Annotated in this window: 22 protein-coding genes and 1 pseudogene; 16 read left to right on the top strand and 7 right to left on the bottom strand. The window is 63.3% G+C overall.

Annotated features, from left to right (window positions below):
* The first annotated feature begins 7 nt into the window (after nucleotides 1-7).
* Together uvrA and RA167_RS01875 are read left to right on the top strand one after the other, a co-directional pair.
* Nucleotides 8-2,881: an excinuclease ABC subunit UvrA gene (gene uvrA / locus RA167_RS01880; RefSeq protein WP_076786056.1), complete on the top strand. Its 2,874-nt coding sequence runs from the start codon at nucleotides 8-10 to the stop codon at nucleotides 2,879-2,881.
* 59 nt (nucleotides 2,882-2,940) lie between these two features.
* Nucleotides 2,941-4,065, top strand: a complete 1,125-nt coding sequence (locus tag RA167_RS01875; RefSeq protein WP_370643022.1) for an AI-2E family transporter — start codon at nucleotides 2,941-2,943, stop codon at nucleotides 4,063-4,065.
* Nucleotides 4,066-4,208: 143 nt separating this feature from the next.
* Here RA167_RS01875 and purU read toward each other — a convergent pair whose 3' ends face one another.
* The 5 genes and pseudogenes from purU to RA167_RS01850 form a co-directional block, all read right to left on the bottom strand.
* Nucleotides 4,209-5,078, bottom strand: coding sequence for a formyltetrahydrofolate deformylase (gene purU, locus RA167_RS01870; RefSeq protein WP_076786054.1), 870 nt, complete (start codon nucleotides 5,076-5,078; stop codon nucleotides 4,209-4,211).
* A gap of 77 nt (nucleotides 5,079-5,155) precedes the next feature.
* Nucleotides 5,156-6,067 (bottom strand): NUDIX hydrolase, encoded by a 912-nt coding sequence (locus RA167_RS01865; protein WP_076786053.1) that lies wholly within the window; start codon nucleotides 6,065-6,067, stop codon nucleotides 5,156-5,158.
* Between the two features lie 103 nt (nucleotides 6,068-6,170).
* Nucleotides 6,171-6,305, bottom strand: a pseudogene (locus tag RA167_RS01860) (LysE family translocator); the annotation flags it as partial.
* A 33-nt stretch (nucleotides 6,306-6,338) separates the two neighbouring features.
* A complete protein-coding gene (locus RA167_RS01855) occupies nucleotides 6,339-6,905 on the bottom strand; it encodes an adenine phosphoribosyltransferase (protein WP_139337056.1) in 567 nt (188 codons plus the stop codon).
* Nucleotides 6,906-6,984: 79 nt separating this feature from the next.
* Nucleotides 6,985-8,988 (bottom strand): monovalent cation:proton antiporter family protein, encoded by a 2,004-nt coding sequence (locus RA167_RS01850; RefSeq protein WP_076786051.1) that lies wholly within the window; start codon nucleotides 8,986-8,988, stop codon nucleotides 6,985-6,987.
* A 152-nt stretch (nucleotides 8,989-9,140) separates the two neighbouring features.
* Between RA167_RS01850 and RA167_RS01845 the strand changes: the two genes are divergently transcribed.
* The 11 genes from RA167_RS01845 to RA167_RS01795 all read left to right on the top strand — a co-directional run bounded on the left by RA167_RS01845 (nucleotide 9,141) and on the right by RA167_RS01795 (nucleotide 18,418).
* Nucleotides 9,141-10,124, top strand: coding sequence for a KpsF/GutQ family sugar-phosphate isomerase (locus RA167_RS01845; RefSeq protein ID WP_076786050.1), 984 nt, complete (start codon nucleotides 9,141-9,143; stop codon nucleotides 10,122-10,124).
* Nucleotides 10,125-10,131: 7 nt separating this feature from the next.
* Complete coding sequence (locus RA167_RS01840; RefSeq protein ID WP_076786049.1) at nucleotides 10,132-10,662, top strand: KdsC family phosphatase; 531 nt, start codon at nucleotides 10,132-10,134, stop codon at nucleotides 10,660-10,662.
* 3 nt (nucleotides 10,663-10,665) lie between these two features.
* Nucleotides 10,666-11,271 (top strand): LPS export ABC transporter periplasmic protein LptC, encoded by a 606-nt coding sequence (gene lptC, locus RA167_RS01835; RefSeq protein WP_076786048.1) that lies wholly within the window; start codon nucleotides 10,666-10,668, stop codon nucleotides 11,269-11,271.
* A 63-nt stretch (nucleotides 11,272-11,334) separates the two neighbouring features.
* Nucleotides 11,335-12,003 (top strand): lipopolysaccharide transport periplasmic protein LptA, encoded by a 669-nt coding sequence (lptA, locus tag RA167_RS01830; RefSeq protein ID WP_076787652.1) that lies wholly within the window; start codon nucleotides 11,335-11,337, stop codon nucleotides 12,001-12,003.
* Nucleotides 12,000-12,779: an LPS export ABC transporter ATP-binding protein gene (lptB, locus tag RA167_RS01825; protein ID WP_076786047.1), complete on the top strand. Its 780-nt coding sequence runs from the start codon at nucleotides 12,000-12,002 to the stop codon at nucleotides 12,777-12,779. The genes lptA and lptB overlap by 4 nt, the downstream gene beginning before the upstream one ends.
* A gap of 171 nt (nucleotides 12,780-12,950) precedes the next feature.
* On the top strand, nucleotides 12,951-14,474 hold the full coding sequence (locus RA167_RS01820; RefSeq protein WP_076786046.1) for an RNA polymerase factor sigma-54: 1,524 nt from the start codon (nucleotides 12,951-12,953) through the stop codon (nucleotides 14,472-14,474).
* 187 nt (nucleotides 14,475-14,661) lie between these two features.
* Nucleotides 14,662-15,012 carry a ribosome hibernation-promoting factor, HPF/YfiA family gene (hpf, locus tag RA167_RS01815; RefSeq protein WP_076786045.1) on the top strand — a complete coding sequence of 117 codons (351 nt, stop codon included), beginning with the start codon at nucleotides 14,662-14,664 and terminating at the stop codon, nucleotides 15,010-15,012.
* Between the two features lie 253 nt (nucleotides 15,013-15,265).
* The gene (locus tag RA167_RS01810; protein WP_076786044.1) at nucleotides 15,266-15,721 is read left to right on the top strand and encodes a PTS sugar transporter subunit IIA; all 456 of its coding nucleotides are present in this window, start codon (nucleotides 15,266-15,268) and stop codon (nucleotides 15,719-15,721) included.
* Nucleotides 15,722-15,818: 97 nt separating this feature from the next.
* Nucleotides 15,819-16,787: an HPr(Ser) kinase/phosphatase gene (hprK, locus tag RA167_RS01805; protein WP_041754506.1), complete on the top strand. Its 969-nt coding sequence runs from the start codon at nucleotides 15,819-15,821 to the stop codon at nucleotides 16,785-16,787.
* A gap of 53 nt (nucleotides 16,788-16,840) precedes the next feature.
* On the top strand, nucleotides 16,841-17,755 hold the full coding sequence (gene rapZ, locus RA167_RS01800) for an RNase adapter RapZ (protein ID WP_076786043.1): 915 nt from the start codon (nucleotides 16,841-16,843) through the stop codon (nucleotides 17,753-17,755).
* Between the two features lie 24 nt (nucleotides 17,756-17,779).
* A complete protein-coding gene (locus RA167_RS01795; protein ID WP_076786042.1) occupies nucleotides 17,780-18,418 on the top strand; it encodes an LON peptidase substrate-binding domain-containing protein in 639 nt (212 codons plus the stop codon).
* Between the two features lie 55 nt (nucleotides 18,419-18,473).
* On the opposite strand, the gene RA167_RS01790 is transcribed toward RA167_RS01795, so the two are convergent.
* Nucleotides 18,474-19,553 (bottom strand): A/G-specific adenine glycosylase, encoded by a 1,080-nt coding sequence (locus RA167_RS01790; protein ID WP_237574373.1) that lies wholly within the window; start codon nucleotides 19,551-19,553, stop codon nucleotides 18,474-18,476.
* An 84-nt stretch (nucleotides 19,554-19,637) separates the two neighbouring features.
* Complete coding sequence (mutM, locus tag RA167_RS01785) at nucleotides 19,638-20,468, bottom strand: bifunctional DNA-formamidopyrimidine glycosylase/DNA-(apurinic or apyrimidinic site) lyase (protein ID WP_076786040.1); 831 nt, start codon at nucleotides 20,466-20,468, stop codon at nucleotides 19,638-19,640.
* 91 nt (nucleotides 20,469-20,559) lie between these two features.
* Between mutM and RA167_RS01780 the strand changes: the two genes are divergently transcribed.
* From RA167_RS01780 to ispE, 3 genes are all read left to right on the top strand, one after another.
* Nucleotides 20,560-22,350 carry a tetratricopeptide repeat protein gene (locus RA167_RS01780; RefSeq protein WP_076786039.1) on the top strand — a complete coding sequence of 597 codons (1,791 nt, stop codon included), beginning with the start codon at nucleotides 20,560-20,562 and terminating at the stop codon, nucleotides 22,348-22,350.
* Nucleotides 22,351-22,460: 110 nt separating this feature from the next.
* A complete protein-coding gene (gene lolB / locus RA167_RS01775) occupies nucleotides 22,461-23,048 on the top strand; it encodes a lipoprotein insertase outer membrane protein LolB (protein ID WP_076787650.1) in 588 nt (195 codons plus the stop codon).
* A 35-nt stretch (nucleotides 23,049-23,083) separates the two neighbouring features.
* Nucleotides 23,084-23,986: a 4-(cytidine 5'-diphospho)-2-C-methyl-D-erythritol kinase gene (ispE, locus tag RA167_RS01770; protein ID WP_076786038.1), complete on the top strand. Its 903-nt coding sequence runs from the start codon at nucleotides 23,084-23,086 to the stop codon at nucleotides 23,984-23,986.
* Nucleotides 23,987-23,996: the final 10 nt, after the last annotated feature.

Below are 23,996 nucleotides of genomic sequence, written 5' to 3'. Positions count from 1 at the left end.
TCGCTCAATGGAAGAGATTCGCATCCGTGGGGCCCGCACCCACAACCTGAAAAACGTCAACCTTGATCTGCCGCGCCACAAGCTGATCGTGGTCACAGGGTTGTCGGGTTCCGGTAAGTCATCGCTCGCCTTCGACACGCTGTACGCGGAGGGGCAACGACGCTACGTCGAGAGCCTGTCCGCGTATGCGCGGCAGTTCCTGCAGTTGATGGAAAAACCGGATGTCGACCTGATCGAGGGTCTGTCGCCGGCCATCTCGATCGAGCAGAAGGCGACGTCGCACAACCCGCGCTCCACGGTCGGCACCGTCACCGAGATCCATGATTACCTGCGACTATTGTACGCACGGGTGGGCACGCCGTACTGCCCGGATCACAGCATCGCCCTGCAGGCACAAAGCGTATCGCAGATGGTCGACGCCGCGCTGTTTCTGCCCGAGGATACGAGGCTGATGATTCTCGCGCCGGTCGTGGTCAACCGCAAGGGCGAGCACGCCGAGCTATTCGAGCAGATGCAGGCGCAGGGCTTCATCCGCTTCCGAGTGCGCTCCGGCGGCGGCACCGCGCACGAAGGGACCGCGCAAATCTATGACGTCGACGCGCTGCCCAAGCTAAAAAAGAACGACAAGCATACGATCGACGTCGTCGTGGACCGGCTCAAAGTGCGCCCAGACATGAAGCAGCGGCTCGCAGAGTCGTTTGAGACCGCGCTGCGGCTCGCCGACGGTCGCGCGATCGCGCTGGAGATGGACAGCAACACCGAACATCTGTTTAGCGCAAAGTTCGCGTGCCCGGTCTGCTCTTACTCACTGCAAGAACTTGAGCCGCGGCTGTTCTCATTCAACAACCCGATGGGTGCATGCCCGGAATGCGACGGCCTGGGACAAATCACCTTCTTCGACCCGAAGCGGGTAGTCGCGCATCCGTCGCTGTCGCTGGCCGCCGGCGCAGTGAAGGGCTGGGACCGGCGCAACCAATTCTATTTCCAGATGCTGCAAAGCCTGGCGGCATTCTACGAGTTCGACATCGAAACAGCATTCGAGGACCTGCCCGAGGCGGTGCGCCAGTCCGTGCTGTACGGTTCCGGCGAACAGGCCATCCCCTTCTCGTACATGAACGAGCGCGGCCGCGCGTCGGTGCGCGAGCATCCGTTCGAAGGCATTATCCGCAATTTGGAGCGCCGCTACCGGGAAACCGATTCGGCGGCGGTGCGCGAGGAACTGGCCAAATACCAAAACAACCAGGCGTGCCCCGCATGCGAGGGCACCCGGCTGCGGCGTGAGGCGCGCCATGTGAAGATCGGCTCCGACGACAACGCGCGAGCAATCTTAGAGGTGAACAGCTGGCCGCTGCGCGACGCACTAGGTTACTTCCAGACGCTGAAGCTGGACGGCGCCAAGCGTGAAATCGCTGACAAGGTGGTCAAAGAAATCGTCGCGCGCCTGATGTTCCTAAACAACGTCGGGCTCGATTACCTGTCGCTGGAGCGCAGCGCGGACACGCTGTCCGGCGGCGAGGCGCAGCGCATCCGCCTCGCGTCGCAGATTGGCTCGGGCCTGACTGGCGTGATGTATGTGCTCGACGAGCCTTCGATTGGGCTGCATCAGCGCGACAACGACCGATTGATCGCGACATTGAAGCACCTGCGCGATCTAGGCAACTCGGTCATCGTCGTGGAGCACGACGATGACATGATCCGGATGGCCGATTACGTGGTAGACATGGGCCCGGGCGCCGGCGAGCACGGCGGCATGGTGGTCGCGCACGGCACACCGCAGCAAATTGAGAGCGACGCTGCCTCGGTCACCGGCCAATATCTTTGCGGCGCGCGGCGAATCGCGGTGCCGCAGCAGCGGCGCGCACCGGATGAGCGCCGGCTGCAGATCATGCGGGCCTACGGCAACAACCTGAAGCATGTAACGCTGGACCTGCCGGTGGGTCTGCTCACCTGCGTGACCGGCGTATCAGGCTCAGGCAAGTCCACGCTAATCAACGACACGCTGTACCACGCGGTCGCACACCATCTGTACGGCTCGGCGGCCGAGCCCGCCCCGCACGAGGCCATCGACGGATTAGAGCATTTCGACAAAGTAATCAACGTCGATCAGTCGCCGATCGGCCGTACACCGCGCTCGAACCCGGCCACCTACACCGGCCTATTCACGCCGATCCGGGAGTTATTCGCCGGCGTGCCGTCGGCCAAGGAGCGCGGCTATGATCCGGGACGATTTTCGTTCAACGTCAAGGGTGGACGCTGCGAGTCGTGCCAGGGCGACGGCGTGCTGAAAGTAGAGATGCACTTTTTGCCCGATGTCTACGTGCCATGTGACGTGTGTCACGGTAAGCGATACAACCGGGAGACGCTCGAAATCCAGTACAAGGGCTGCAGCATCAGCGAAGTGCTCGACATGACGGTCGAACACGCGTATGAATTCTTCCGCGCGGTGCCAGTGGTGGCGCGCAAGCTCAAGACGCTGCTCGACGTGGGGCTCGGCTATATCCGGCTGGGCCAGTCCGCGACCACATTGTCCGGCGGCGAAGCACAGCGAATCAAGCTTTCGCTGGAACTGAGTAAGCGCGACACTGGTCGCACGCTTTATATCCTGGACGAGCCGACGACGGGATTACACTTCCACGATATCGCACTGCTGCTGGAAGTCATTCACCGATTGCGCGATCATGGCAATACGGTTGTCATCATCGAGCATAATCTTGACGTGATCAAGACGGCGGATTGGGTCATCGACCTCGGACCGGAGGGGGGCGCCGGCGGTGGTCAAATCATCGCGCAGGGCACGCCGGAACACGTGGCACAATCCAAGGCAAGCTTTACCGGCAAGTACCTGGCGCCCCTGCTCGGCGCACGCCAGACGCAGGCCTAGCGCATGTGCTACGCTGCGCCAACGTCCGTGCGGACAAATAGTCGTAACGAGGATTGGGGATGGCAACAGAATATGAAGCGGCGCGTCCGAGCGATAGCAATGACGGACGCGGCTCGGCGCAGGGGTCGCGTCCGGTGCAGCCGCTTCCGACACACAACGTGAATCGACCGGGCCCTGCGTCGTTGTCCCGGCTCGCGCTGGTGGATATCGCCAGCTACCTATTCATGATCGCCGCGATGGTGCTGGTCATCGAGCTGAAATTGCTCGGCGCGCTGCTGGCGGGGCTACTTGTTTATCAGGTCGTGCACCAAATCTCGCCGCGCCTGGAACGTCATTTGTCCAGCCAGCGCGCGCGGTGGTTCGCGGTCGTGTTCGTCGCCTGTGCGGTGGTCGCCGCCTTCACCGGCATCTCGTTGGGCATCGCACAGCATCTAGAAAAGCACGTCACCAGCGTACAAGCGCTGTTCGAGCAGGTGATGCGGTTCTTCGATCAAGCGCGTGCGCGGCTTCCGGCTTGGGCGTTGACGTACCTGCCAAGTAACGCCGCCGAGATCGAATCGAAGATTACTGTCTTGTTGCACTCGCACGCGACGCAGTTGCAGGAGGGCGGCAAAACGGCGATGCGCGGCATCACGCACGTGCTGCTCGGCATGATTCTCGGCGCAATCGTGGCCGTCGACGCGCAGCATCATGCGACTCGCGCGCCGCTGTCCGCGGCGCTAGTCACGCGGGTGTCGCGCTTGGCCGACGCGTTTCGGCGGATCGTGTTCGCACAAGTCAAAATTTCAGCGGTCAATGCGTTCTTCACCGGCCTCTACCTGCTTGTCGCCCTGCCGCTGTTCCATTCGCGGCTGCCGCTGTCCAAGACGCTGGTGATCTTCACGTTTGTGGTTGGCCTGTTGCCGGTGGTCGGCAACCTGATCTCGAACACCGTGATCGTGCTGATCTCGCTGGCTTCCGGGATCGGCGTCGCGATTTCGTCACTCGCGTTCCTGGTGGTGATCCACAAGCTCGAGTACTTCCTGAACGCGCGTATCGTCGGCGGCGAGATCGAGGCCAAGGCGTGGGAACTCCTGATCGCGATGCTGGTGATGGAAGCGGCGTTTGGGCTGCTTGGCGTCATCGCGGCGCCCATCTTCTATGCCTACATCAAGCGTGAATTGGTGCTCTCCAAGCTGATCTGAGCGCGCGGGCGGCGCACGGCGCACGCTGCCGCACCTAGCCCGCTCGCAGTGCACGACGCGTTGGTCAACGCCCATGCCCCGCCAACACCGATGTGCTGAGCGTGTCCGTGGGCGGTGCACTTGTCCGTGGGCGATGCACTGAGTCAGCGAAATACCACGGTTTTCGTGTCGTTGAGCACGATGCGGTGCTCAACGTGCCACTTCACCGCCCGCGCAAGGGTCACGCATTCGACGTCCCGGCCCACGGCTGTCAGTTCGTCGGGCGTCATGCTATGGTCAACGCGTTCGACTTCCTGCTCGATGATCGGACCTTCATCCAGATCCGTGGTCACATAGTGCGCAGTGGCACCAATCAGCTTCACACCGCGATCAAACGCCTGGTAGTACGGTTTCGCCCCCTTAAAGCTGGGCAGAAACGAATGATGAATATTGATGGCCCGGCCGGCCAGCTTCTCACACAGCTCGCCCGACAGAATTTGCATGTAACGCGCCAGCACGACAAGGTCCACGCCGTGGTGCTCGACCAACTCCAGGACGCGGGATTCCTGTGCCGCCTTCGCCTGCGGCGTGCCGTCGGCCAGCGGTAGATAGTGGAATGGGATGTTGTAGCTCGCCGCGAGTTGGTAGAAGTCCTGGTGGTTCGACACGATCGCCGGGATCTCGATCGCAAGCTGTCCGGTGCGGTAACGGAACAACAAGTCGTTCAGACAATGACCGATCTTGGACACCATGATCATCACGCGCGACTTGACGTTCGCATCGTGCAATTCCCAGCGCATGCCAAATTGCTCGGCCAGCGTCGCGAAACTGGCGCGCAGCGCGTGTAGGCCGGGATCGCCGCCCACCTGCTGGAAGTGCACACGCATGAAGAACTCGCCGGTGCGACTATCGCCGAACTGTGCAGAATCCAGAATATTGCTGCCTCGCTCGAACAGAAATCCGGACACCGCATGCACGATGCCGGGCCGGTCGGCGCAGGCGAGTTTGAGAATGAAGCTGTGTTCGGTGGCCATGCCATAACCCCTTGTTTAATTCGTCACCGGGTAATACGGTTGGATAGGTCTGCCGGTGCCAGCCGACGCAGCGGCGTTCAATCGCCGGGCGCCTGCAGCAGTACGTCGAAAGCGCCGCATTCGGCGGAATCAAGCCAGCCGCGGCGCAACAGGCAATCAAGCGTCGCCAGGCTCGCATCGACGGTCATCCGGCCAGCTCGAACGATGTCGAGCAATTGCGTGCGCGACACCAGCCGGTGCTCGGCGACTTCCCCGTCGGTATTGCGCGGCGCGAAATCATCGGGCACCAGCAGATCGTAGACGAACAGTTGCTCGGCCTGCGTGCCCTCGTCAATTTCCTGCAAAACATGAATCGTGCGCCCCGCGCTGGCCGTGCTCACGAGCAACGACGCATCGATGCCGGACTCTTCGTACGCTTCCTTTACCAGTGTGTCGAACACCGGCAGCCCCCAGCCGATTCCGCCGCCAACCAGGCTGTCGAGCATGCCGGGATCGGTCGGCTTCGTGTCGCTGCGGCGCGCGATCCAGAAATACGGTTCACTGTCCGCGCCGCGCGGCGCAACCGGCGGGGCGGCACCGCCGACGCGCAGCGGCGGCGCCTCGCGGTCGAGGCCCACCACCACGCCGTTCAGATGGACAGCGTATGTCGTCGTGCCAAAGAACCGCGACGCCGCACGTTCGATAAAGGCGAGCGGCGGGTCGTCAAATGCATTGCGTATCGCATAGGTCTCGTTGCGCCATCCGCGAATCAGGCCGTGCGCGGCCAGCGCACCCATGACCGAGCCCAGTGCGGCGCTGCGCGCCTGGACGGTATCGAATGCATCGGCCATCACGACGCAGCGCTCACTGATGGCGAACACGTCCGGCCAGTGCGCGAGCCAACGCACGTCGCCCGCGCGGATCCAGCCGACCGGCTGCCCGCCGATCACGAACCGCAGATGCTGGTCGCGCCGGAAACGGCGCGCGGCGTCAATGCAGCCCCAAGTCATCGCCGATGCCCTTTGCGCATAAAACCAATGATTCTAACGCCTCTTCAACTCTGCGACGCGGCAACCCGAGCGTCGAAGGCGATGAAGGTCACGCCCGCCAGCCCGCCCAACCTAACGCCCACACGCGGTCAACGGCGCGCCCCGGCGAGACGTCCCGCGCGAGTACTGACAAGTAGCCCGGACCCGACGCGACGGTGATCGCCACGGACGTGGCGAGGAACAGCGGCAATTCAGACATCGCCTTGCTCCAGCAGATCATGGCCGCAGCGGCTCAAAACGTGCATACGGTATAGAGCGGTGCCCCGGCATTGCGCAGCAGCGTCGAGCCTCCCAGCTCGGGCAGATCGATGATCGCCGCGCACTCGACGACGCGTGCACCGAGCCGCTCCAGCAGCGCGTGCCCGGCCATCATTGTGCCGCCCGTGGCGATCAAGTCATCGATGAGCACGAGGCGCTCGCCCGGGCGGCATGCATCTGCGTGGACTTCGACCGTCGCCTCCCCATATTCGAGCGAGTAGGACGCTGATACGGTCGTGAACGGCAGTTTACCTTTCTTGCGGATCGGAATAAAACCCACGTTCAGCTCGTAGGCAAGGATTGGTCCGACGATGAATCCTCGCGCATCAAGCCCTGCGATATAGTCTAGCCGCTGGTCGATATAGCGCTGCACGAACAAGTCGACCAGCACCCGCAGGCATTTCGCGTCCTGCAGCAGCGGCGTGATGTCGCGAAATTGCACGCCAGGCTGCGGCCAGTCGGGCACAGTACGGATATGTTGGCGGATATAGGCGGCAGAATCGGTCAGCACCGCCGGTGGCGGCGCAGCGCGCTCTTGCATGGTGGTCTCCATTGCGGATCGGGCGCCGGGTGTCAGCCCGCGCCGGGTTCATTCGGACGTCATTCGACTGCGTGCCGCGCTAGGCCGGCTTCGTTGCCGCACCACGCCGCGCGCGCAGCAGCCGCTCCTCGGCCAGCGCGAGCGCGTTGGGCAAGCCGCGCAGCACGACGATGTCATGCGCGCGCAGTTTCGTGTCGCGATCGGGCTCGACACCCCGTATACCATGCCGGCGGATCGCAGTGACTTCGATGCCCATTTCGAACAACCCGAGCTCATCCAGGCTCTGGCCGACTGCGTCAGCGCTTTCGTCAATCGGCACCGATTGTAGCCTCACCTGCTCGATGCCATCCTCATCCAAGTCGTCCGCGCCGTGGAAATAGCCGCGCAACAGGCTGTAGCGCTTGTTGCGCAAGTCTTCGATGCGCCGCAGCACGCGGCGCATCGGCACGCCGACCAGCACCAGCGTATGCGATGCGAGCATCAGACTGCCTTCTACGATCTCCGGGATCACCTCAGTGGCGCCCGCGGCCAGCAACGTGTCTAGGTCGGCGTCGTCCACCGTGCGCACGATCACCGGCAGGGTTAGCTTCAGCTCATGTACGTTATACAGCACCTGCAGCGCCGAGGGCGTATTCGCATAGGTGATCGCGAGCGCCGCCGCCCGATGGATACCGGCGGCCAGCAGCGATTCCCGGCGCCCCGCGTCGCCAAACACGACTTGCTCGCCGGCCGTCGCCGCGGCGCTCACGCGGTCCGGATCCAGATCCAGCGCGACATACGATAGGCCCTCGTGCTCGAGCATCCGAGCCAGGTTCTGCCCGTTGCGCCCGTAGCCGCAGATGATCACGTGCCCCTGCTGCGTGATGCTCTGCGTCACGATACGCGTCATCTGTAGGGAGTGCATCATCCATTCGCTCGAAGACAGGCGCAGCACGATCCAGTCCATCGTATCGATAACGAACGGCGCCGCCAGCATCGACAGCAACATCGCCGCCAGGATTATTTGCATCAGTTCGTCCGAAATCAGGCGTTGCTCGCGGACCAAATTCAGCAGCACGAAACCGAACTCGCCGGCTTGCGCGAGCGCGAGCCCGGTGCGCATCGCCGCGCCGGGCATCGCGCCGAACAGACGAGCCAGGCCGGTGATTAGCGCCGCCTTGAACAGCAACGGACCGACCAGGAACAACAGCACCATCAGCGGGTGCTGCCATAGTACCCGCGGATCGAACACCATCCCGGTGGTGATGAAGAACAAGCCCAACAGCACATCGCGAAACGGCTTAATGTCCTCTTCGACTTGATGCCGATATGGCGTCTCGGAGATCAGCATGCCAGCAATGAACGCGCCGAGCGCCAGCGACAATCCGAACGTCTCCGTGATGAACGCGGCGCCCAGCGTCACCAATAGCAGGTTCAGCATGAACAGTTCCTGCGAGCGCCGCCGGACCACCACATTGAACCAGCGAGTCATGAACCGCTGTCCGACAAACAGCAAGATCGTGAGCACCACGGCGGTCTTGACCACAGCCCACCCGAGTGCAATCGCCAATTCCTTCGGATCAGCCCCGAGCGCGCCGATCACGAGTAGCAGCGGCACCACGGCCAGGTCCTGGAACAACAGGATGCCAAAGATGGTGCGCCCGTGCGCAGACTCGAGTTCGAGCCGTTCGGCGAGCAACTTGCTGACAATTGCAGTCGAAGACATTGCCAGCGTACCGCCGAGCGCAACGCTCGCCTGCCAACTCAGGTGCAGCCAGGCGCGCGTGGCCATACCGGCGAGCACGGCCAACGCAATCGTGGCCATTACCTGCGACAGGCCCAGCCCGAACACGATCGTGCGCATCGAGCGCAGCTTGGCGATCGAGAACTCCAGCCCGATCGAGAACAGCAGGAACACCACGCCGAATTCGGCTAGATACTGCACCCGCTCCGAATCGCTCACCATGCCCAGCGCATGGGGACCGACGAGCATGCCCACGCTCAAGTAGCCAAGCATGGGCGGCAAGTTCAGCATGCGAAAGATCACGACCCCGACCACCGCGGCCAGCAACAAAAAAAGCGTGAGTTCGAGCGGCGATGTCATACGGGCCCTTGCGCCGGTCCTTTCAGTGGTCAGCCGACGTGCGCAAAACCAGGCAGTAACGGCCGGTACACACGCGGCAGCGCCATCAACGCTTCGGGAGCCGCGCCGCCGGGTGCGCCGCGAGCCAAATGCGCGTTTGCTATACTCCGCGCATGATAGCGAAAATCAATGGCGCCCGGGCATTGCAGCTGGCGCAGCACGTGCTCGACATCGAGGCAGAGGCCATCCGGAGCCTGAGTACGCGCCTGAACGGCGAGTTTGTCGTCGCCGTGGAAATGTTGCTGGCCTGCAAGGGGCGCGTGGTAGTCTCCGGCATCGGCAAGTCAGGCCATATTGCGCGCAAGCTGGCGGCCACGCTGGCGAGCACCGGCACACCCGCGTTCTTCGTGCATCCGGCCGAGGCGAGCCACGGCGACCTGGGCATGGTCACCGCTAACGACGTGTTCATCGGTTTGTCCAACTCCGGCGAATCGGAAGAACTGGTTGCGATCCTGCCGCTAATCAAGCGGCTCGGCGCAAAATTGATCGCGGTGACCGGACGGCCGGAATCGAGCCTGGCCAAGCTGGCCGACGTGCACTTGAATGCGCGCGTGGAAAAAGAGGCATGCCCGCTGAACCTCGCGCCCACGGCCAGCACCACAGCCACGCTCGCGCTTGGCGACGCGCTGGCGGTAGCGGTGCTCGACGCGCGCGGCTTTTCTGCCGACGATTTTGCGCGCTCACATCCGGGCGGCACGTTGGGCCGGCGCCTACTGACCTATGTGCGCGATGTGATGCGCACCGGCGACGAGGTGCCGCGCGTGACGCTGTGCGCGACGGTGCGAGACGCATTGTTTGAAATCACTGCGAAACGGCTAGGCATGACCGCGATCGTGAATGAGGATTCACACGTGGAAGGCATCTTCACCGATGGTGATTTGCGCCGCGTGCTGGAGCACAAGGGCGACATCCTGGGCCTGCCGATTACCGACGTGATGACACACAAGCCGCGCACGATTAGCGCCGAACAACTCGCAGTGGAGGCCGTGGAACTGATGGAGCGGTTCCGCATCAACCAGATGCTGGTCGCCGACGCCGATGGCACGCTGATCGGCGCGCTGAACACGCACGACCTTTTCTCCGCCAAAGTCATCTGATCCGACCATGGCCCTGACCGCAATTGAACGTGCCGCGCGCGTCAAGCTGATGATATTCGACGTGGACGGCGTGCTAACCGACGGCACGTTGTACTTTACGCCAGACGGCGATGCAATGAAGGGCTTCAACTCGATGGACGGCCATGGGTTGAAGCTGCTCGAGCAGGCCGGTGTCGCGACCGCGATCATCACCGGGCGCGATTCGAAGATCGTCGAGTTGCGCGCGCGCGAGATCCGCGTGTCATATCTGTACCAAGGGATCAGCGACAAACTCGTCGCGTTCGACAAGTTGCTGGATGCCGCCGGCGTCACCGCCAACGAATGCGGGTACATGGGCGACGACTGGCCTGATCTGGCGGTCATGCTGCGCGTCGGTTTTGCCGCCGCGCCAGCGGGCGCGCACCCCGAGGTACGCAGTCGCGCGCACTGGATCGCCACCGCACGCGGCGGTCACGGCGCCGCTCGCGAGGTCATCGATACACTGCTGCGCGCACAGGGCCGGTATGACGGTCTGCTCGCGGCGGCGTGCGAAGGCTAAGCGATGCGCGAGATACGCCTGTCCGCCTGGTTGCCGCTCGTGATCATGGCGGTACTCGCCGCCGGCACGTACTGGCTGCTGCAGAACACATTGCCGCGCCCGTCGCAGGGGGTATCGGCGACCAAGGCGCATACGCCGGACTATTTCGCCGACCACTTCTCGATCTCGATGCTGGACGAAAGTGGCGTAACGCAGTACCGGATCGCGGCCGCGTCGATGGTCCACTACGAGGACGATGCGGCGACGCACGCAACGCTGCCAGCAATCCGCGCGTTCGCGCCGGGTCAGCCGGTCGTCACCGCCACCGGCAAGCACGCTGTCATTAATGCGGACGGCTCGATCGTGGACCTGTACGACGACGCGCGCATCGTGCGCGACGCGGGTCCGACCGATCCGCGGATGCAAGCTGATTCCGAGCACTTCCGCGTGCTGACCAACGACGATATCATCGAAACCGAAAAGCCGGTTAAACTGCTACGCGGCCCGTCCCAGATGACGGCCAATGGCATGATCTACAACAACGTGACCCGCGAAATGCATCTGCTCGGCCAGGTACGCGGCATGATTGCCGCGTCCGACACGGCGGCGGGCGGACCGTTCAGTCAATGACGGGCACCTCTTTCTCGCACGACGCGCATGAACCCAATGTTTGACCGCCCCGTGCCTGCGCGCATGCTGCATCCGCAGCGCTGCGCCAGGGCGAGCCGTGCCCGCACGGCAGGCAGGCGGATCGTGTCGACGCTGGCCGTCGCGCTGCCGCTTGCGCTGTCGCTGTCCGTTGCGCACGCCGAGCGCGCGGATCGCGACAAGCCGCTAAACATCGAAGCGGACAACATGACGTACGACGACCTGAAGCAGCTGACGGTCTTCACCGGCCACGTCGTCGCGACCAAGGGCACGATCCTGATCCGTGCGGACCGCGTGGAAGTCAAGCAGGATCCGCAAGGCTACCAGCACGCCATCGGCACCAGCAACGGCAGCACACTGTCGTACTTCCGGCAGAAGCGCGACGGCATGGACGAATACATCGAAGGCAACGCGGTGCGCATCGACTACGACGGCAAGCAGGACCTGACAACGTTGACCACGCGCGCCGTTGTGCGGCGCTTGCATGGGTTGTCCAAACTCGTCGATGAGGTGCGCGGCAGTGTGATCACCTACGATGGTCAAAAGGACTTTTACACCGCGCAGTCGGGCAAGGATGTCGCGGGACCGGGCAATCCAAGCGGCCGCGTGCGCGCGATGCTCACCCCCAGCACGGGGGGCGGCGCGCTGCCTCAACCGGCCGGCGACGTGACGCTGACCCCGTCCACGACGCTGCAAGGAACGTCGCAACCATGAACGCATCGGTTCTCCCCGTGTCTGCTCGGACTGCGGCCAGCACGCTGTCGGTGCGCAACTTGCGCAAACGTTACGGCGCGCGCACCGTCGTCAAGGACGTGTCGCTTGACGTGAAAAGCGGCGAAGTGGTTGGGCTGCTCGGACCGAACGGCGCCGGCAAGACGACCTCGTTCTACATGATCGTCGGACTGGTGCCGCTCGATGCCGGCGAGATCATGCTCGATGACACGCCGATCAGCGTGCTGCCGATCCACCAGCGCGCCCGGATGGGGTTGTCCTATCTGCCGCAGGAGGCATCGGTATTCCGTAAGCTGTCTGTCAACGAGAACATCCGCGCGGTGCTGGAGTTGCAACTAGACGAGCATGACAAACCGCTGTCCAAGCAAGCGGTATCGGTGCGTGCCGACGCATTGCTCGAGGAGCTGCAGATCGCACACTTGCGCGACAATCCGGCGATGTCGCTGTCCGGCGGCGAACGGCGCCGTGTCGAAATCGCGCGCGCACTCGCCACCCGCCCCAGCTTTATCCTGCTGGACGAGCCGTTTGCCGGCGTGGACCCCATTGCCGTACTGGAAATCCAGAAGATCGTGCGCTTTTTGAAGGAGCGCGGCATCGGCGTGTTGATCACGGATCATAACGTGCGCGAGACACTCGGCATCTGCGACCACGCGTACATCATCAGCGACGGCAGCGTGCTCGCGGCCGGCGCGCCCAAGGAAATCATTGCGAACGAGAGCGTGCGCCGCGTGTACCTGGGCGAACATTTTCGTATGTAGTCCCTTTACTGGGGCGGGCTCCCGCCCCAGCCAGCGCCGACCTGGCGACACTGCCGCGCCAGCGGGTGGCTCGCGTGCGCCGACTCGTTCAAACATGCACAAAATGGGCCAACGTGTTCCCTCAAGGTTCCGCCAACGTGGCAAACTGTCTACAATAAAAAGCAATCTGCCATGAAAGCAAGCCTTCAACTCCGTCTATCGCAGCATCTGGCACTGACCCCGCAATTGCAGCAGTCGATTCGGCTACTGCAGCTGTCGACGCTCGAATTGCAGCAGGAGGTCGCCACGGCGATCGCGCAAAATCCTTTACTGGAGAACGAGGACGACTGGATCGCGAGCCCGTTGCGGGTCGCCGCGGACGGCTCACTGTTGCCGTCGCAAAGCAGCGCGCTGCCCACCGGCATGGCCGAGGCACCAGCACCGGTGCTCGGCAGCGCCAACGGCGTGAACGGCGAGCGCGCGGAAAGCGCGGAGCCGGCCGCCGTCGACGAATACAACGGCATGAACAGCGACAGCGGCACCGACACGGCGTCGTGGAATTTGGACGACTATGTGCGTCCCGGTGGCACCTCCGACGACGACGACATGCCGCCGCTGCAGTTGCACGAATCCACGGTCAGCCTACGCGAGCATTTGGGCGCGCAATTGCGCCTGACCAAGGCTAGCCCGCGCGACCGCGCGCTGGTCACGTTTCTGATCGAGTCGCTGGACGACGATGGCTACCTGAGCGCGAGCTGCGACGAAATCCTCGCCGACTTGCCGGCCGAACTTGAGGTCGACGCCGATGAGTTGAACGCGGCGCTCGCGCTGCTGCACAGCTTCGATCCGGCTGGGGTCGGGGCGCGCTCGGCGTCCGAATGCCTGAAGCTGCAATTGTTGCGGCTGGAGCCAAGCGCCACGCGCACGCTGGCGCTGGAAATCGTGTCGAACTACCTGGAGTTGCTGGCGGCGCGCGACTTCACGCGTCTGCGCAAGCACCTGAAGGCCAGCGACGACGCGCTGCGCGACGCGCATGCGCTGATCCGCTCGCTCGAGCCGTTCCCCGGCGCCGCGTACGGCAAGGCCGAGGCCGACTACGTGGTGCCGGACATCATCGTGAAGAAAACCTCACAGGGGTGGCAGGCGGAGTTGAACCGCGAAGTCGTGCCGCGGCTGCGGGTCAACCACTTATACGCGAACATCCTGCGCAGCAACCGGGGTGACCCAGGCAGCGGTTCGTTGCGCCAGCAACTGCAGGAAGCGCGCTGGCTGATCAAGAACATCCAGCAACGATTTGAAACGATTTTGCGCGTCGCACAAGCAATCGTCGAGCGTCAGCGTAGTTTTTTCGTGCATGGCGAGATCGCGATGCGCCCCTTGGTTTTACGAGAAATTGCTGATACGCTGGGCTTGCATGAGTCGACCGTATCGCGGGTCACGACCGGGAAGTACATGCTGACGCCCTTTGGGACGCTCGAATTCAAGTACTTCTTTGGCTCGCACGTGTCGACCGATACGGGGGGCGCGGCGTCATCGACCGCGATCCGCGCGCTCATCAAGCAACTGATAGGAGCCGAAGACCCGAAAACCCCTCTTTCAGACAGCCGCATCGCTGAACTGCTGGCCGAACAGGGCTTCGTGGTCGCACGCCGAACTGTGGCGAAATATCGCGAAGCGCTGAAGATCCCGGCTGTTAGCATGCGTAAGTCGTTATAGCCTACTGCATGTTGCGGTGGGCGTTTACCGGCCGCGGCGCTTAGATAGAATATGGTCAGGAGCCGGCCGATATCGGCCCGCCGCACCTTTTTCGTCACAACGGGGTGCACGCTACAAGCGGGACGAGGCTCGAGCGGCGCCGGATCATGCCTTTGCGCCAGCGGCTATTGAGCACGGAGAGGCAGCTATGAATCTGAAGATCAGTGGACACCACCTGGACGTCACGCCCGCCCTGCGCGAATATGTGGTCGCGAAGCTCGACCGAGTGCTCAGGCATTTTGACCAGGTGATCGATGGCACTGTGCTACTGGCCGTGGACAATCACAAGGAAAAGGAAAAACGGCAAAGGGTGGAGGTCAACCTGCACCTGAAGGGCAAGGACATCTTTGTCGAGAGCGCGAATGGCGACCTGTACGCGGCGATCGACATGCTGATCGACAAACTCGACCGTCAGGTATTGCGTTACAAGGGCCGGCTGCAAGGCCACCAGCATGAGGCGATCAAGTACGTGCCTGTTCCCGAGCAACCGGCACCCTGAGCGCGGATCGGGTCCGCGTTGGCAAGCCGCCCGCACCGGGCGGCTTTTTCATTACCCGCACCGTTGTATCGCGTAGACCGGACCCGCGTTGGCGCGTTGCACCATACGCAACTCGCCTGATCTATAATGCTTTGGTTACCATAGTTGCCACCTATAAAATCATCAGCCGGAAAGCGTCTGCCGTGAGTCGTCGCGCGGCCCCCAGTGCTGGCCGACAGCCCGTGCGCGATACAATTGCTTTTCGCCTGTCCCTATGAATCGTCTAGCTAAAATCCTGCCCATTGAGAATGTCGTGCTGGGTCTGTCCGTGACCAGCAAGAAGCGGGTTTTCGAACAAGCCGGCCTGATCTTTGAAAATCAAAACGGCATTGCCCGTAGCGTCGTCACCGATAACCTGTTTGCGCGCGAACGGCTCGGCTCGACCGGTCTGGGCGAAGGCGTGGCGATCCCGCATGGGCGCATTAAGGGGCTGAAGCAGCCGCTGGCGGCATTTGTGCGGCTTGCCGAACCCATTCCGTTTGAGTCGCCGGACGGCCAGCCGGTCCAATTGCTGATCTTCCTGCTTGTGCCAGAACAGGCGACGCAGCAACATCTCGAAATCCTGTCCGAGATCGCACAACTGTTGTCGGACCAGCAAGCGCGCAAGAATCTGTCCACCGAGCCGGACCGTGGCGCGCTGCACCAACTGCTGACTCAGTGGCAACCCTAATCGCCGCGACGCGTGCGCTTCTAACACAATAGATTCAAGCGCATGCGTCGCATACCGCGATGAGCAGCGCCGCGCGACGCAACCCGAGAAGGCCACCATGGATACGTCCAGCATCAACGCGCAAAGCATCTTCGACGACAACGCCGCTTCGCTGAAGCTAAGTTGGCTGACGGGTCATGAAGGCTGGGACCGCGGTTTTTCAACGGAAACCGTCGCCAATGCGACCTCCAGCGCCGATCTGGTCGGCCACTTGAACCTGATCCATCCGAACCGGATCCAGGTGCTGGGCGAAGCCGAGGTCAACTACTATCAGCGGCAAAGCGATGAGGATCGCTCGCGTAACATGGCCGAGCTGATCGCCCTTGAACCGCCGTTCCTAGTCGTGGCCGGCGGCGTAGCGGCGCCGCCGGAGTTGGTGCTTCGCTGCACGCGCTCCTCGACGCCGCTGTTCACCACGCCGATGTCCGCCGCCGCCGTGATCGACAGCTTGCGGCTATACATGTCGCGTATCCTGGCGCCGCGCGCAACGCTGCACGGCGTGTTCCTCGACATCCTCGGCATGGGGGTGCTGCTGACTGGCGACTCGGGGCTGGGCAAGAGCGAACTGGGGCTGGAGCTGATCAGCCGCGGCCACGGGCTGGTCGCAGATGATGCGGTCGACTTCGTGCGGCTCGGCCCAGATTTCGTCGAAGGCCGCTGCCCGCCGCTACTGCAGAACTTGCTGGAGGTACGCGGACTCGGGCTGCTCGACATCAAGACGATTTTCGGCGAAACCGCGGTGCGCCGAAAAATGAAGCTCAAGCTGATTGTACAGCTGGTGCGCCGCCCCGACGGCGAATTCCAACGCCTGCCGCTAGAAAGCCAAACGGTTGACGTGCTAGGCTTGCCAATCAGCAAGGTCACGATCCAGGTTGCGGCCGGCCGCAACCTGGCCGTGCTGGTCGAAGCCGCCGTGCGCAATACGATTCTGCAATTGCGCGGCATCGATACATTGCGCGATTTTATGGAGCGCCAGCGGCTTGCGATGCAGGATCCGGACGGACAATTTCCAGGCAAGCTAATCTGAGCGGCCCGAAGCGCTACAGCGCTGCTATGATGAAACGCATGAACCCTGACTCGATGCGAATCATCCTGATCACCGGCATGTCCGGGTCCGGCAAATCGGTGGCACTCGCGGCGCTCGAGGATGCCGGCTACTACTGCGTCGACAACCTACCGCCACGGTTCCTGCCGGAACTCGTGGCGTTCCTGTCCCGGGAGGGACAGGCGCGGCTCGGCGTCGCGATCGACGCGCGCTCGGCGCGCTCGCTGGACGAAATGCCGGAAATTATCCGTGCACTTGGCCACACCCACGACGTTCGCGTGCTGTTCTTGAATGCGAGCACGCAATCACTCATCCAGCGATTCTCCGAAACGCGCCGCAAGCACCCGCTGTCCGCGTCAATGGCGGACGACGCGCTCGATGGCATACAGGCTTCGCTGGCCGATGCAATCGAGCACGAACGGGAGCTGGTGGCCAATCTGGCGGAATTCGGGCACCAGATTGACACCAGCAGCCTGCGCGCGAACACGCTGCGCGCCTGGGTCAAGCAGTTCATCGAACACGATCAGACCGGTCTCGCGCTAATGTTCCAGTCGTTCGGCTTCAAGCGCGGCATTCCGCTGGACGCCGATCTGGTATTCGACGCGCGGACTCTGCCTAATCCCTATTATGACCGGGAGCTGCGGCCGCTGACGGGACTCGATCGGCCGGTGATCGACTTTCTTGCCGCCACGCCGCTGGTCGGCACGATGATCGACGATATCGCCGAGTACCTGTCCAAGTGGTTGCCGCATTTCTGCGACGACAATCGTGCGTACCTGACCGTGGCGATCGGCTGCACCGGCGGGCAGCATCGCTCCGTCTACATTGCCGAGGCACTCGCCGCGCGCTTCGCAAGCGCCGCAAACGTGCTGGTGCGGCATCGCGAGATCGCCGGCGCGCATGGTGACAGCGCGTCGTTTGCCAGTACATCGGCCCGAGCGTCCGGCTAGCCGCGCCAAACCGAGCACGAACGTATGTCAACTGTCCCATCCGATACCCTTGCTAAGCTGCCTCTGTTCCCGTTGCGCACGGTGCTGTTTCCTGGTGGCCTGCTGCCGTTGAAGGTGTTCGAGGCCCGCTACCAGGACATGACCCGTGACTGCCTGCGCGATCATGCGCCGTTCGGCGTATGCTTGCTCAAGAGCGGCAGTGAAGTGATCCAGCAGGACGAGCCGCCAGTACCCGAATCGATCGGCTGCCTGGCCGAGATTGTCGATTGCGACGTAGAGCGTTTCGGCCTGATGCATATCCGCGCCCGAGGCACGCGCCGCTTCCGGTTATTGTCGCATCGGACTGAGCCCAACGGCTTGCTACGCGGCCAGGTGCAGTTACTGCCCGAGGACCGCCCGCTGAACGGCGACGAGCGCGTCGCGAAGTTCGGCGCGTGCGCAGAGGTGCTCGAGCGAATCGTTGCCACGCTGTCCGAGCGCAGCCCGGGCAATCTGCCATTCATCGAGCCGTACGCATTCGACGATCCAAGCTGGGTATCCAACCGGCTCGCCGAGGTCCTGCCGGTCTCCGCGCGCGCGCGGCAAAAACTAATGGAAGTCCTCGATGCCGGCGCGCGGATCGACGTCGTGCACCACTACATGCTGCAGCACCAACTGCTGTAGCCTGCTCTACCCACTCCACTGCTGTAACCTGCATCACCCACTGCTGTAACTTGGGCTACAACAACGTTCCGTCCAGCGCATCGAGCAGCTTGCGCACCGGCGCGGGCAAGCCATAGTCGCCGATGGCATCCAGCCGCACCCATGCAGTGTCCGCCTGCGCGTCGCGCACTGCGGCCCGCGGTTCGTCCACCAGTTGCGCGAGCCGCGGCTCGATTTCGAGGCGAAAATGTGTGAACGTATGCGCCAGCGGGGCAAGCGGCGCCAGCACGACCGGCGCACCGCCGAGTTGCGCCGCACGCGCGGCAAGCGCGTCCACGTCCGGCGCCTCGGGCAAGCTCCAGAGCCCGCCCCAAATGCCCAACGGCGGGCGTTTCTCGAGCAGCACCTGATCGGCACTGCGCAGCACCAGCATCATTGTGCGGCGTGTCGGCACGGGCTTTTTGGGCCTAGCGGCCGGCAGTTCACGCTGTCGGCCCGTCAGATTGGCCACACACGCGTGCGCAAACGGGCAGCGACCGCAATCTGGCCGGCCCCGTACGCACAGCGTCGCTCCCAGGTCCATCAGTCCTTGCGTATACGCCACGATGGGCTCGACCGGTGCGCCATCGCGCTGGCGTACGCTATCGGCTGCGTCATTGGACGCCTTCCCGGACGCCTTGTCGGATGCGTCACCGGCCGTCGGCAGCAACGACTCAGCTAGCGCCCACATCGCGGTCTCTACGCGCTTGTCGCCCGGAAAGCCGTCAATCCCAAAAATCCGCGCGAGCACCCGCTTGACATTGCCATCCAGGATCGGCGAGCGCACGCCGAACGAGAAGGCGGCAATCGCCGCCGCCGTCGAACGGCCGATTCCCGGCAGTGCCGCGAGTTGCTCAACAGTCTGCGGGAACGCGCCGCCATACTGCTGGACGACGACCTGCGCGCACCGGTGCAGGTTGCGCGCGCGAGTGTAGTATCCCAGTCCACTCCATAGCGCCATCACGTCGTCAGCCGCGGCAGCCGCCAATGCGTGAACGTGAGGAAAGCGTGTGAGGAACCTCGAATAATACGGAATCACCGTCGAGACCTGCGTTTGCTGCAGCATGATCTCCGACAGCCAGACTCGATATGGGTCCCGGCTGCGCTGCCACGGCAGGTCGTGCCGCCCATGCGTGTGCTGCCACGCGATCAGGCGCGGCGCGAAGTCAGCTGGTTCTATATTGGCCTCCAAGGGGTCGATTCAGCGCTGGCAGCGCGTGCAGTAATAGGTCGAGCGCTGTCCTTGTACGATATGCCGGATCGGCACACCGCAGGCATGGCAAGGCAGGCCGGCCCGATCATAGACGAAATAGTCGAGTTGGAAATAACCGCTCTCGCCGTGGCTGCCAACAAAGTCGCGCAACGTACTGCCACCCTTGTCGATTGCCGCCGCCAGTGTCGCGCGAATAGCGTCGGCCAGCAGTTCATAGCGCGGCAGCGACACGCGTCCCGCCGGCGTACTCGGCCGAATGCCGGCGCGAAACAGACTCTCGGATGCATAGATGTTGCCCACACCGACGACGATGTCGCCGGCCAGCAGCGCCTGTTTGATCGACACCGTGCGCCCACGCGTGCGACGATGCAGCAGCGTGCCCGAAAATGCGCTCGAAAAAGGCTCGACTCCAAGGCTGGCCAATAAAGGATGCTCGAGCACGCCGCCCGACGCGCGCGGATGCCACAACACCGCACCGAAGCGACGCGGGTCGCGAAAACGCAACACGAACTCATCGAAGACCCAGTCGATATGATCGTGCTGGGCGGCGGGCGGCAACGCGGGCAGGTTGTGCAGCACGCGCAGCGTACCGGTCATCCCCAGGTGCACGATGAGCCATCCGTCGTCCAGCTCGAACAGCAGGTACTTGCCGCGCCGTTCCACTTTGTGGATCACGCGTTGCTCAAGCTCGCGCGCCAGCGTGGCCGGCACCGGCCAGCGCAGCGCAACATTACGCACCTCGACGCGCTGCACGCGTCGTCCAGCGACATACGGTTCAATTCCGCGTCGCGTCACTTCAACTTCCGGCAGTTCTGGCATGTCTAATAGGCAGGCAGGTGGACACACCGTGGTCCACGCCCACTATTGTAGCCACCGCGTTACAATCCATCGAAACATTGACTGGATTTCCATGAACCTGCTTCTTGCCAAGCTGCTCCACCGAGGCCCAGCACGCCCGGCGGCGGCTGCCGCGTTGCTCGCCGTCTCGCTCGTGCTCACACGGCCCGCCGCCGCGCAGGACAACGACTCGCCGGAATTGACCGATATCATCAGCACGCCAACGCCCGATGAGCAGAAGGCGCTGCCGCGCCTGCCGCTGACCAGCCAGGTGGTCTACCAGGTGCTGGCCGCCGAGGTTGCGCTGCAGCGCAACCAGCCCGCACCGGCCTACCAGACTTACCTGGCATTGGCCCGCGACACGATGGACCCGCGCTTCGCGCAGCGCGCCACGGAAATCGCGCTGCTTGCGCAAAGCCCGGTCGACGCGCTGAACGCGGCACAGCTGTGGCAACAGTACGCGCCCCAGTCGGATCGTGCCGCGCAAATCGATGCCTCGCTGCTGGTGCTGGCTGGCAAGCCCGAGGAAGCCAAGCCGCTGCTGGAGCAGCAATTGGCGAAAGTTGCGCCGGATAATCGTGCCAATGCGCTAATCGGGGTGCAAATGCTGCTGGCGCGCGGCCCGAACCGCACGTCGGGCCTGCATGTGCTGCAGAGTTTGTTGCGTCACGACATGGACAAGCCAGAGGCGAACTACGCGATCGCCCGACAGCAGGCACTTACGCAGGATCGCGATGGCGCGCGCCAGTCGCTGCAAGTCGCGCTGAAGGAAAAGCCCGACTTCCTGCCCGCAGTGCTACTGCTCGCGCAGCTCGGCCCACAGGATCGCGCGGAGGCCACGCAGCGGCTGTCGCAATACGTGCGTAAGAATCCGCAGGCGCGCGAGGCGCGGATGTCGCTGGCCCAGTTGTATCTGGCCAGCGATCAGCTGGACGACGCGAAAATCGAGTTCACGCGACTGGCCAATGACGACAGCCACGACCTGCTGCCGTTGATGGCGCTCGCGCTGATCGAGATCCAGCAGCGGCACTGGTCGAGCGCGAAGCAATACCTGCAACGGTACGTCGCGGCCGCGCAGCGTCAGCCAAACGCCGATCCGGGCCAAGCGTACCTCTATCTGGCACAGATCGCGCTCGAGCAAAAGGATGACCAGGCTGCGTCGCAATGGCTGGACAAGATCTCGCCCGGAAGCACGCAACACCTGGCGGGACAAATCACGCGCGCGCAGATCATCGCCCGCGAGGGCAAGGTCGACGACGCACGCAACCTGCTCGCCGAACTCAAGCCGATGACGCCGCGCGAAGCGGCGCTGATCGCGCGTACCGACAGCGCGATCTTGTTTGACGCCAAGCGCTATGCCCAAGCCGAGGCGCGGCTCGCGCAAGCGGCTAAGGCGTTTCCGGACGATCCGGACCTGGCCTACGACTACGCGATGGCCGCCGAGCGCAACGGTCACTACGACGTAATGGAAAAGCAATTGCGCGATCTAATCCGGCTGCAACCGGAAAACCCGCAGGCTTATAACGCACTCGGCTATTCGCTCGCGGACCGCAACCAGCGGCTGGACGAGGCCAATCAGCTGATCGAAAAAGCATCATCGCTGGCACCGGACGATGCATTCATCATGGACAGCGTCGGCTGGATCAAGTATCGGCTCGGCGACAAGGTTGGTGCAGTGAAGGTGCTGCGTCGCGCGTACAACTTGCAGCCGAACGCGGAGATTGGCGCGCATCTAGGCGAGGTGCTGTGGGAAAATGGCGATCGTGACCAGGCCCGCGCGGCGTGGCGCGACGCACGGAAGCTGGAACCGCACAACGACACGCTGGTCAAGACGCTGAAACGCTTCCAGATCGACGACCTGTGATGAACCAAGTTCCACTACTGGCCGACGTGCGCGCCCGGCCTGCTCGTTGTGTTTCGTCTGTTCGCCGCGTGTTGCGCTGCGCTGCTGGCGGCCTGCGGCAGTCGCGCGCCATGCGCCACGGGTGTGGCGCGCTCGGGCTCGCTGCGCTGCTGAGCGCCTGTGTGACGCCACAACAGCGGCCCACTGCGCCCGTTGCCGGCACAGGCAGCGCGCAGGCCGGGCAAACCGTGCACGCGTACCATGGACGCTTCGCGGTCAGCTACGAGGACCAAAATGGGCAGCCGCGCAACGCGTATGGCAATTTTGATTGGCAGGAAGCCGGCCAAACCGTCAAGCTGCAATTGCTGAGCCCGCTCGGTCAGACGCTGGCCATCGTCGCGTCGGCACCAGGATTGGCCACCCTCGAATTGCCCAACAAAGCGCCACAGATGGCGCCAAGCGTATCCGAGCTAATGCAGGGCACGCTGGGCTTCTCACTGCCGGTCGAAGGGCTGCGCTACTGGTTGCAGCCATCCGTGTCGCCAGACTCGCGCGCCTGGACGGCGACCGACGGCGCCGGCCGCCTGAGCCGCGTCGAGCAGGACGGTTGGACGATTGAATACCTAGCGTACGTCGCCGCGCCGGTAAGCCGCGTCAAGCGCGTAAACCTGACGCGGCAGGCGCCACCGCTGTCGGTCAAACTCGTACTGGACCAATAAGCCGCGCACAGGCATCCACGGCGTGATGAACCCCCATGACTGAAACCGAAGACATACTGCGCGACTGCGCAGCTCCCGCGAAGCTCAACCTTTTCCTACATGTGACTGGCCGCCGCGAGGACGGGTATCACGAGCTACAGACGGTGTTCCAGTTGCTGGACTGGAGCGACGTGCTGCATTTCCGGCGCCGCGACGATGGCACGGTGCGCCACCTGCGGCCACTGGACGGGGTCCCCGAGCAGGCCGATCTAAGCGTTCGAGCGGCAAAGCTGTTGCAACAGCGCAGCGGTTGTCGCTACGGTGTGGAGATCGACATCGACAAGCGCCTGCCGATGGGAGCCGGCATCGGGGGCGGCAGCTCGGATGCGGCAACCACGCTGCTCGCGTTGAACCGGCTGTGGCGGCTGTATCTGCCGCGCGCGACGCTGCAAGCCCTGGCACTAGAACTGGGCGCCGACGTGCCGTTCTTCGTGTTCGGGCGCAATGCCTTTGCGCAAGGCGTGGGCGAGCAACTGCAACCGGTTCAGCTGCCAGCACGCACGTTCCTGGTGGTTAAACCCGCGGTACATGTGCCGACCGCTGAAATTTTCCGCTCCGAGGCATTGACAAGAGACACCAAACACATCACAATTGTGGACTTTCTTGCACGGCAAAACATCGCTGATGACAATAAGGCAAGCGAGGCGGGTTGGCCAGATCATTTTGGTCGAAACGACATGCAGCCGGTTGTCGCGGGAAAATATGCAGAAGTGGCGCAAGTGTTGGATTGGTTTTCGACAATCGCGCCCGCCCGTATGACGGGATCGGGTGCGAGTGTATTCGCAGCATTTCCCAGCAGGGCGCAAGCGGAGTTGGCGCAAGCAAAGCTCCCTGCCGGCTGGCAAAGTGCGATAGCATCGAGTCTGGACCGCCATCCGTTGTACACTTTTGCGTCATAAAAGGTTTCGC

Source organism: Mycetohabitans endofungorum (genome assembly GCF_037477895.1).
Classification (GTDB): Bacteria; Pseudomonadota; Gammaproteobacteria; order Burkholderiales; family Burkholderiaceae; genus Mycetohabitans.
The sequence above is the reverse complement of the archived record's forward strand: the minus strand, read 5'-3'. Positions and strand labels throughout refer to the sequence as shown.

What these genes read in the sequence shown, in the direction of transcription:
- rapZ (WP_076786043.1), top strand. Translation starts at nt 16,841, where the DNA reads ATGCGAATCATCCTGATCACCGGCATGTCCGGGTCCGGCAAATCGGTG.
- lptA (WP_076787652.1), top strand. Translation starts at nt 11,335, where the DNA reads ATGCTGCATCCGCAGCGCTGCGCCAGGGCGAGCCGTGCCCGCACGGCA.
- ispE (WP_076786038.1), top strand. Translation starts at nt 23,084, where the DNA reads ATGACTGAAACCGAAGACATACTGCGCGACTGCGCAGCTCCCGCGAAG.
- mutM (WP_076786040.1), bottom strand. Translation starts at nt 20,468, where the DNA reads ATGCCAGAACTGCCGGAAGTTGAAGTGACGCGACGCGGAATTGAACCG.
- lptC (WP_076786048.1), top strand. Translation starts at nt 10,666, where the DNA reads ATGCGCGAGATACGCCTGTCCGCCTGGTTGCCGCTCGTGATCATGGCG.
- RA167_RS01850 (WP_076786051.1), bottom strand. Translation starts at nt 8,988, where the DNA reads ATGACATCGCCGCTCGAACTCACGCTTTTTTTGTTGCTGGCCGCGGTG.
- RA167_RS01820 (WP_076786046.1), top strand. Translation starts at nt 12,951, where the DNA reads ATGAAAGCAAGCCTTCAACTCCGTCTATCGCAGCATCTGGCACTGACC.
- uvrA (WP_076786056.1), top strand. Translation starts at nt 8, where the DNA reads ATGGAAGAGATTCGCATCCGTGGGGCCCGCACCCACAACCTGAAAAAC.
- RA167_RS01875 (WP_370643022.1), top strand. Translation starts at nt 2,941, where the DNA reads ATGGCAACAGAATATGAAGCGGCGCGTCCGAGCGATAGCAATGACGGA.
- RA167_RS01780 (WP_076786039.1), top strand. Translation starts at nt 20,560, where the DNA reads ATGAACCTGCTTCTTGCCAAGCTGCTCCACCGAGGCCCAGCACGCCCG.
- RA167_RS01840 (WP_076786049.1), top strand. Translation starts at nt 10,132, where the DNA reads ATGGCCCTGACCGCAATTGAACGTGCCGCGCGCGTCAAGCTGATGATA.
- RA167_RS01865 (WP_076786053.1), bottom strand. Translation starts at nt 6,067, where the DNA reads ATGACTTGGGGCTGCATTGACGCCGCGCGCCGTTTCCGGCGCGACCAG.
- hpf (WP_076786045.1), top strand. Translation starts at nt 14,662, where the DNA reads ATGAATCTGAAGATCAGTGGACACCACCTGGACGTCACGCCCGCCCTG.
- hprK (WP_041754506.1), top strand. Translation starts at nt 15,819, where the DNA reads ATGGATACGTCCAGCATCAACGCGCAAAGCATCTTCGACGACAACGCC.
- lptB (WP_076786047.1), top strand. Translation starts at nt 12,000, where the DNA reads ATGAACGCATCGGTTCTCCCCGTGTCTGCTCGGACTGCGGCCAGCACG.
- RA167_RS01845 (WP_076786050.1), top strand. Translation starts at nt 9,141, where the DNA reads ATGATAGCGAAAATCAATGGCGCCCGGGCATTGCAGCTGGCGCAGCAC.
- RA167_RS01795 (WP_076786042.1), top strand. Translation starts at nt 17,780, where the DNA reads ATGTCAACTGTCCCATCCGATACCCTTGCTAAGCTGCCTCTGTTCCCG.
- RA167_RS01855 (WP_139337056.1), bottom strand. Translation starts at nt 6,905, where the DNA reads ATGCAAGAGCGCGCTGCGCCGCCACCGGCGGTGCTGACCGATTCTGCC.
- RA167_RS01810 (WP_076786044.1), top strand. Translation starts at nt 15,266, where the DNA reads ATGAATCGTCTAGCTAAAATCCTGCCCATTGAGAATGTCGTGCTGGGT.
- lolB (WP_076787650.1), top strand. Translation starts at nt 22,461, where the DNA reads ATGCGCCACGGGTGTGGCGCGCTCGGGCTCGCTGCGCTGCTGAGCGCC.
- purU (WP_076786054.1), bottom strand. Translation starts at nt 5,078, where the DNA reads ATGGCCACCGAACACAGCTTCATTCTCAAACTCGCCTGCGCCGACCGG.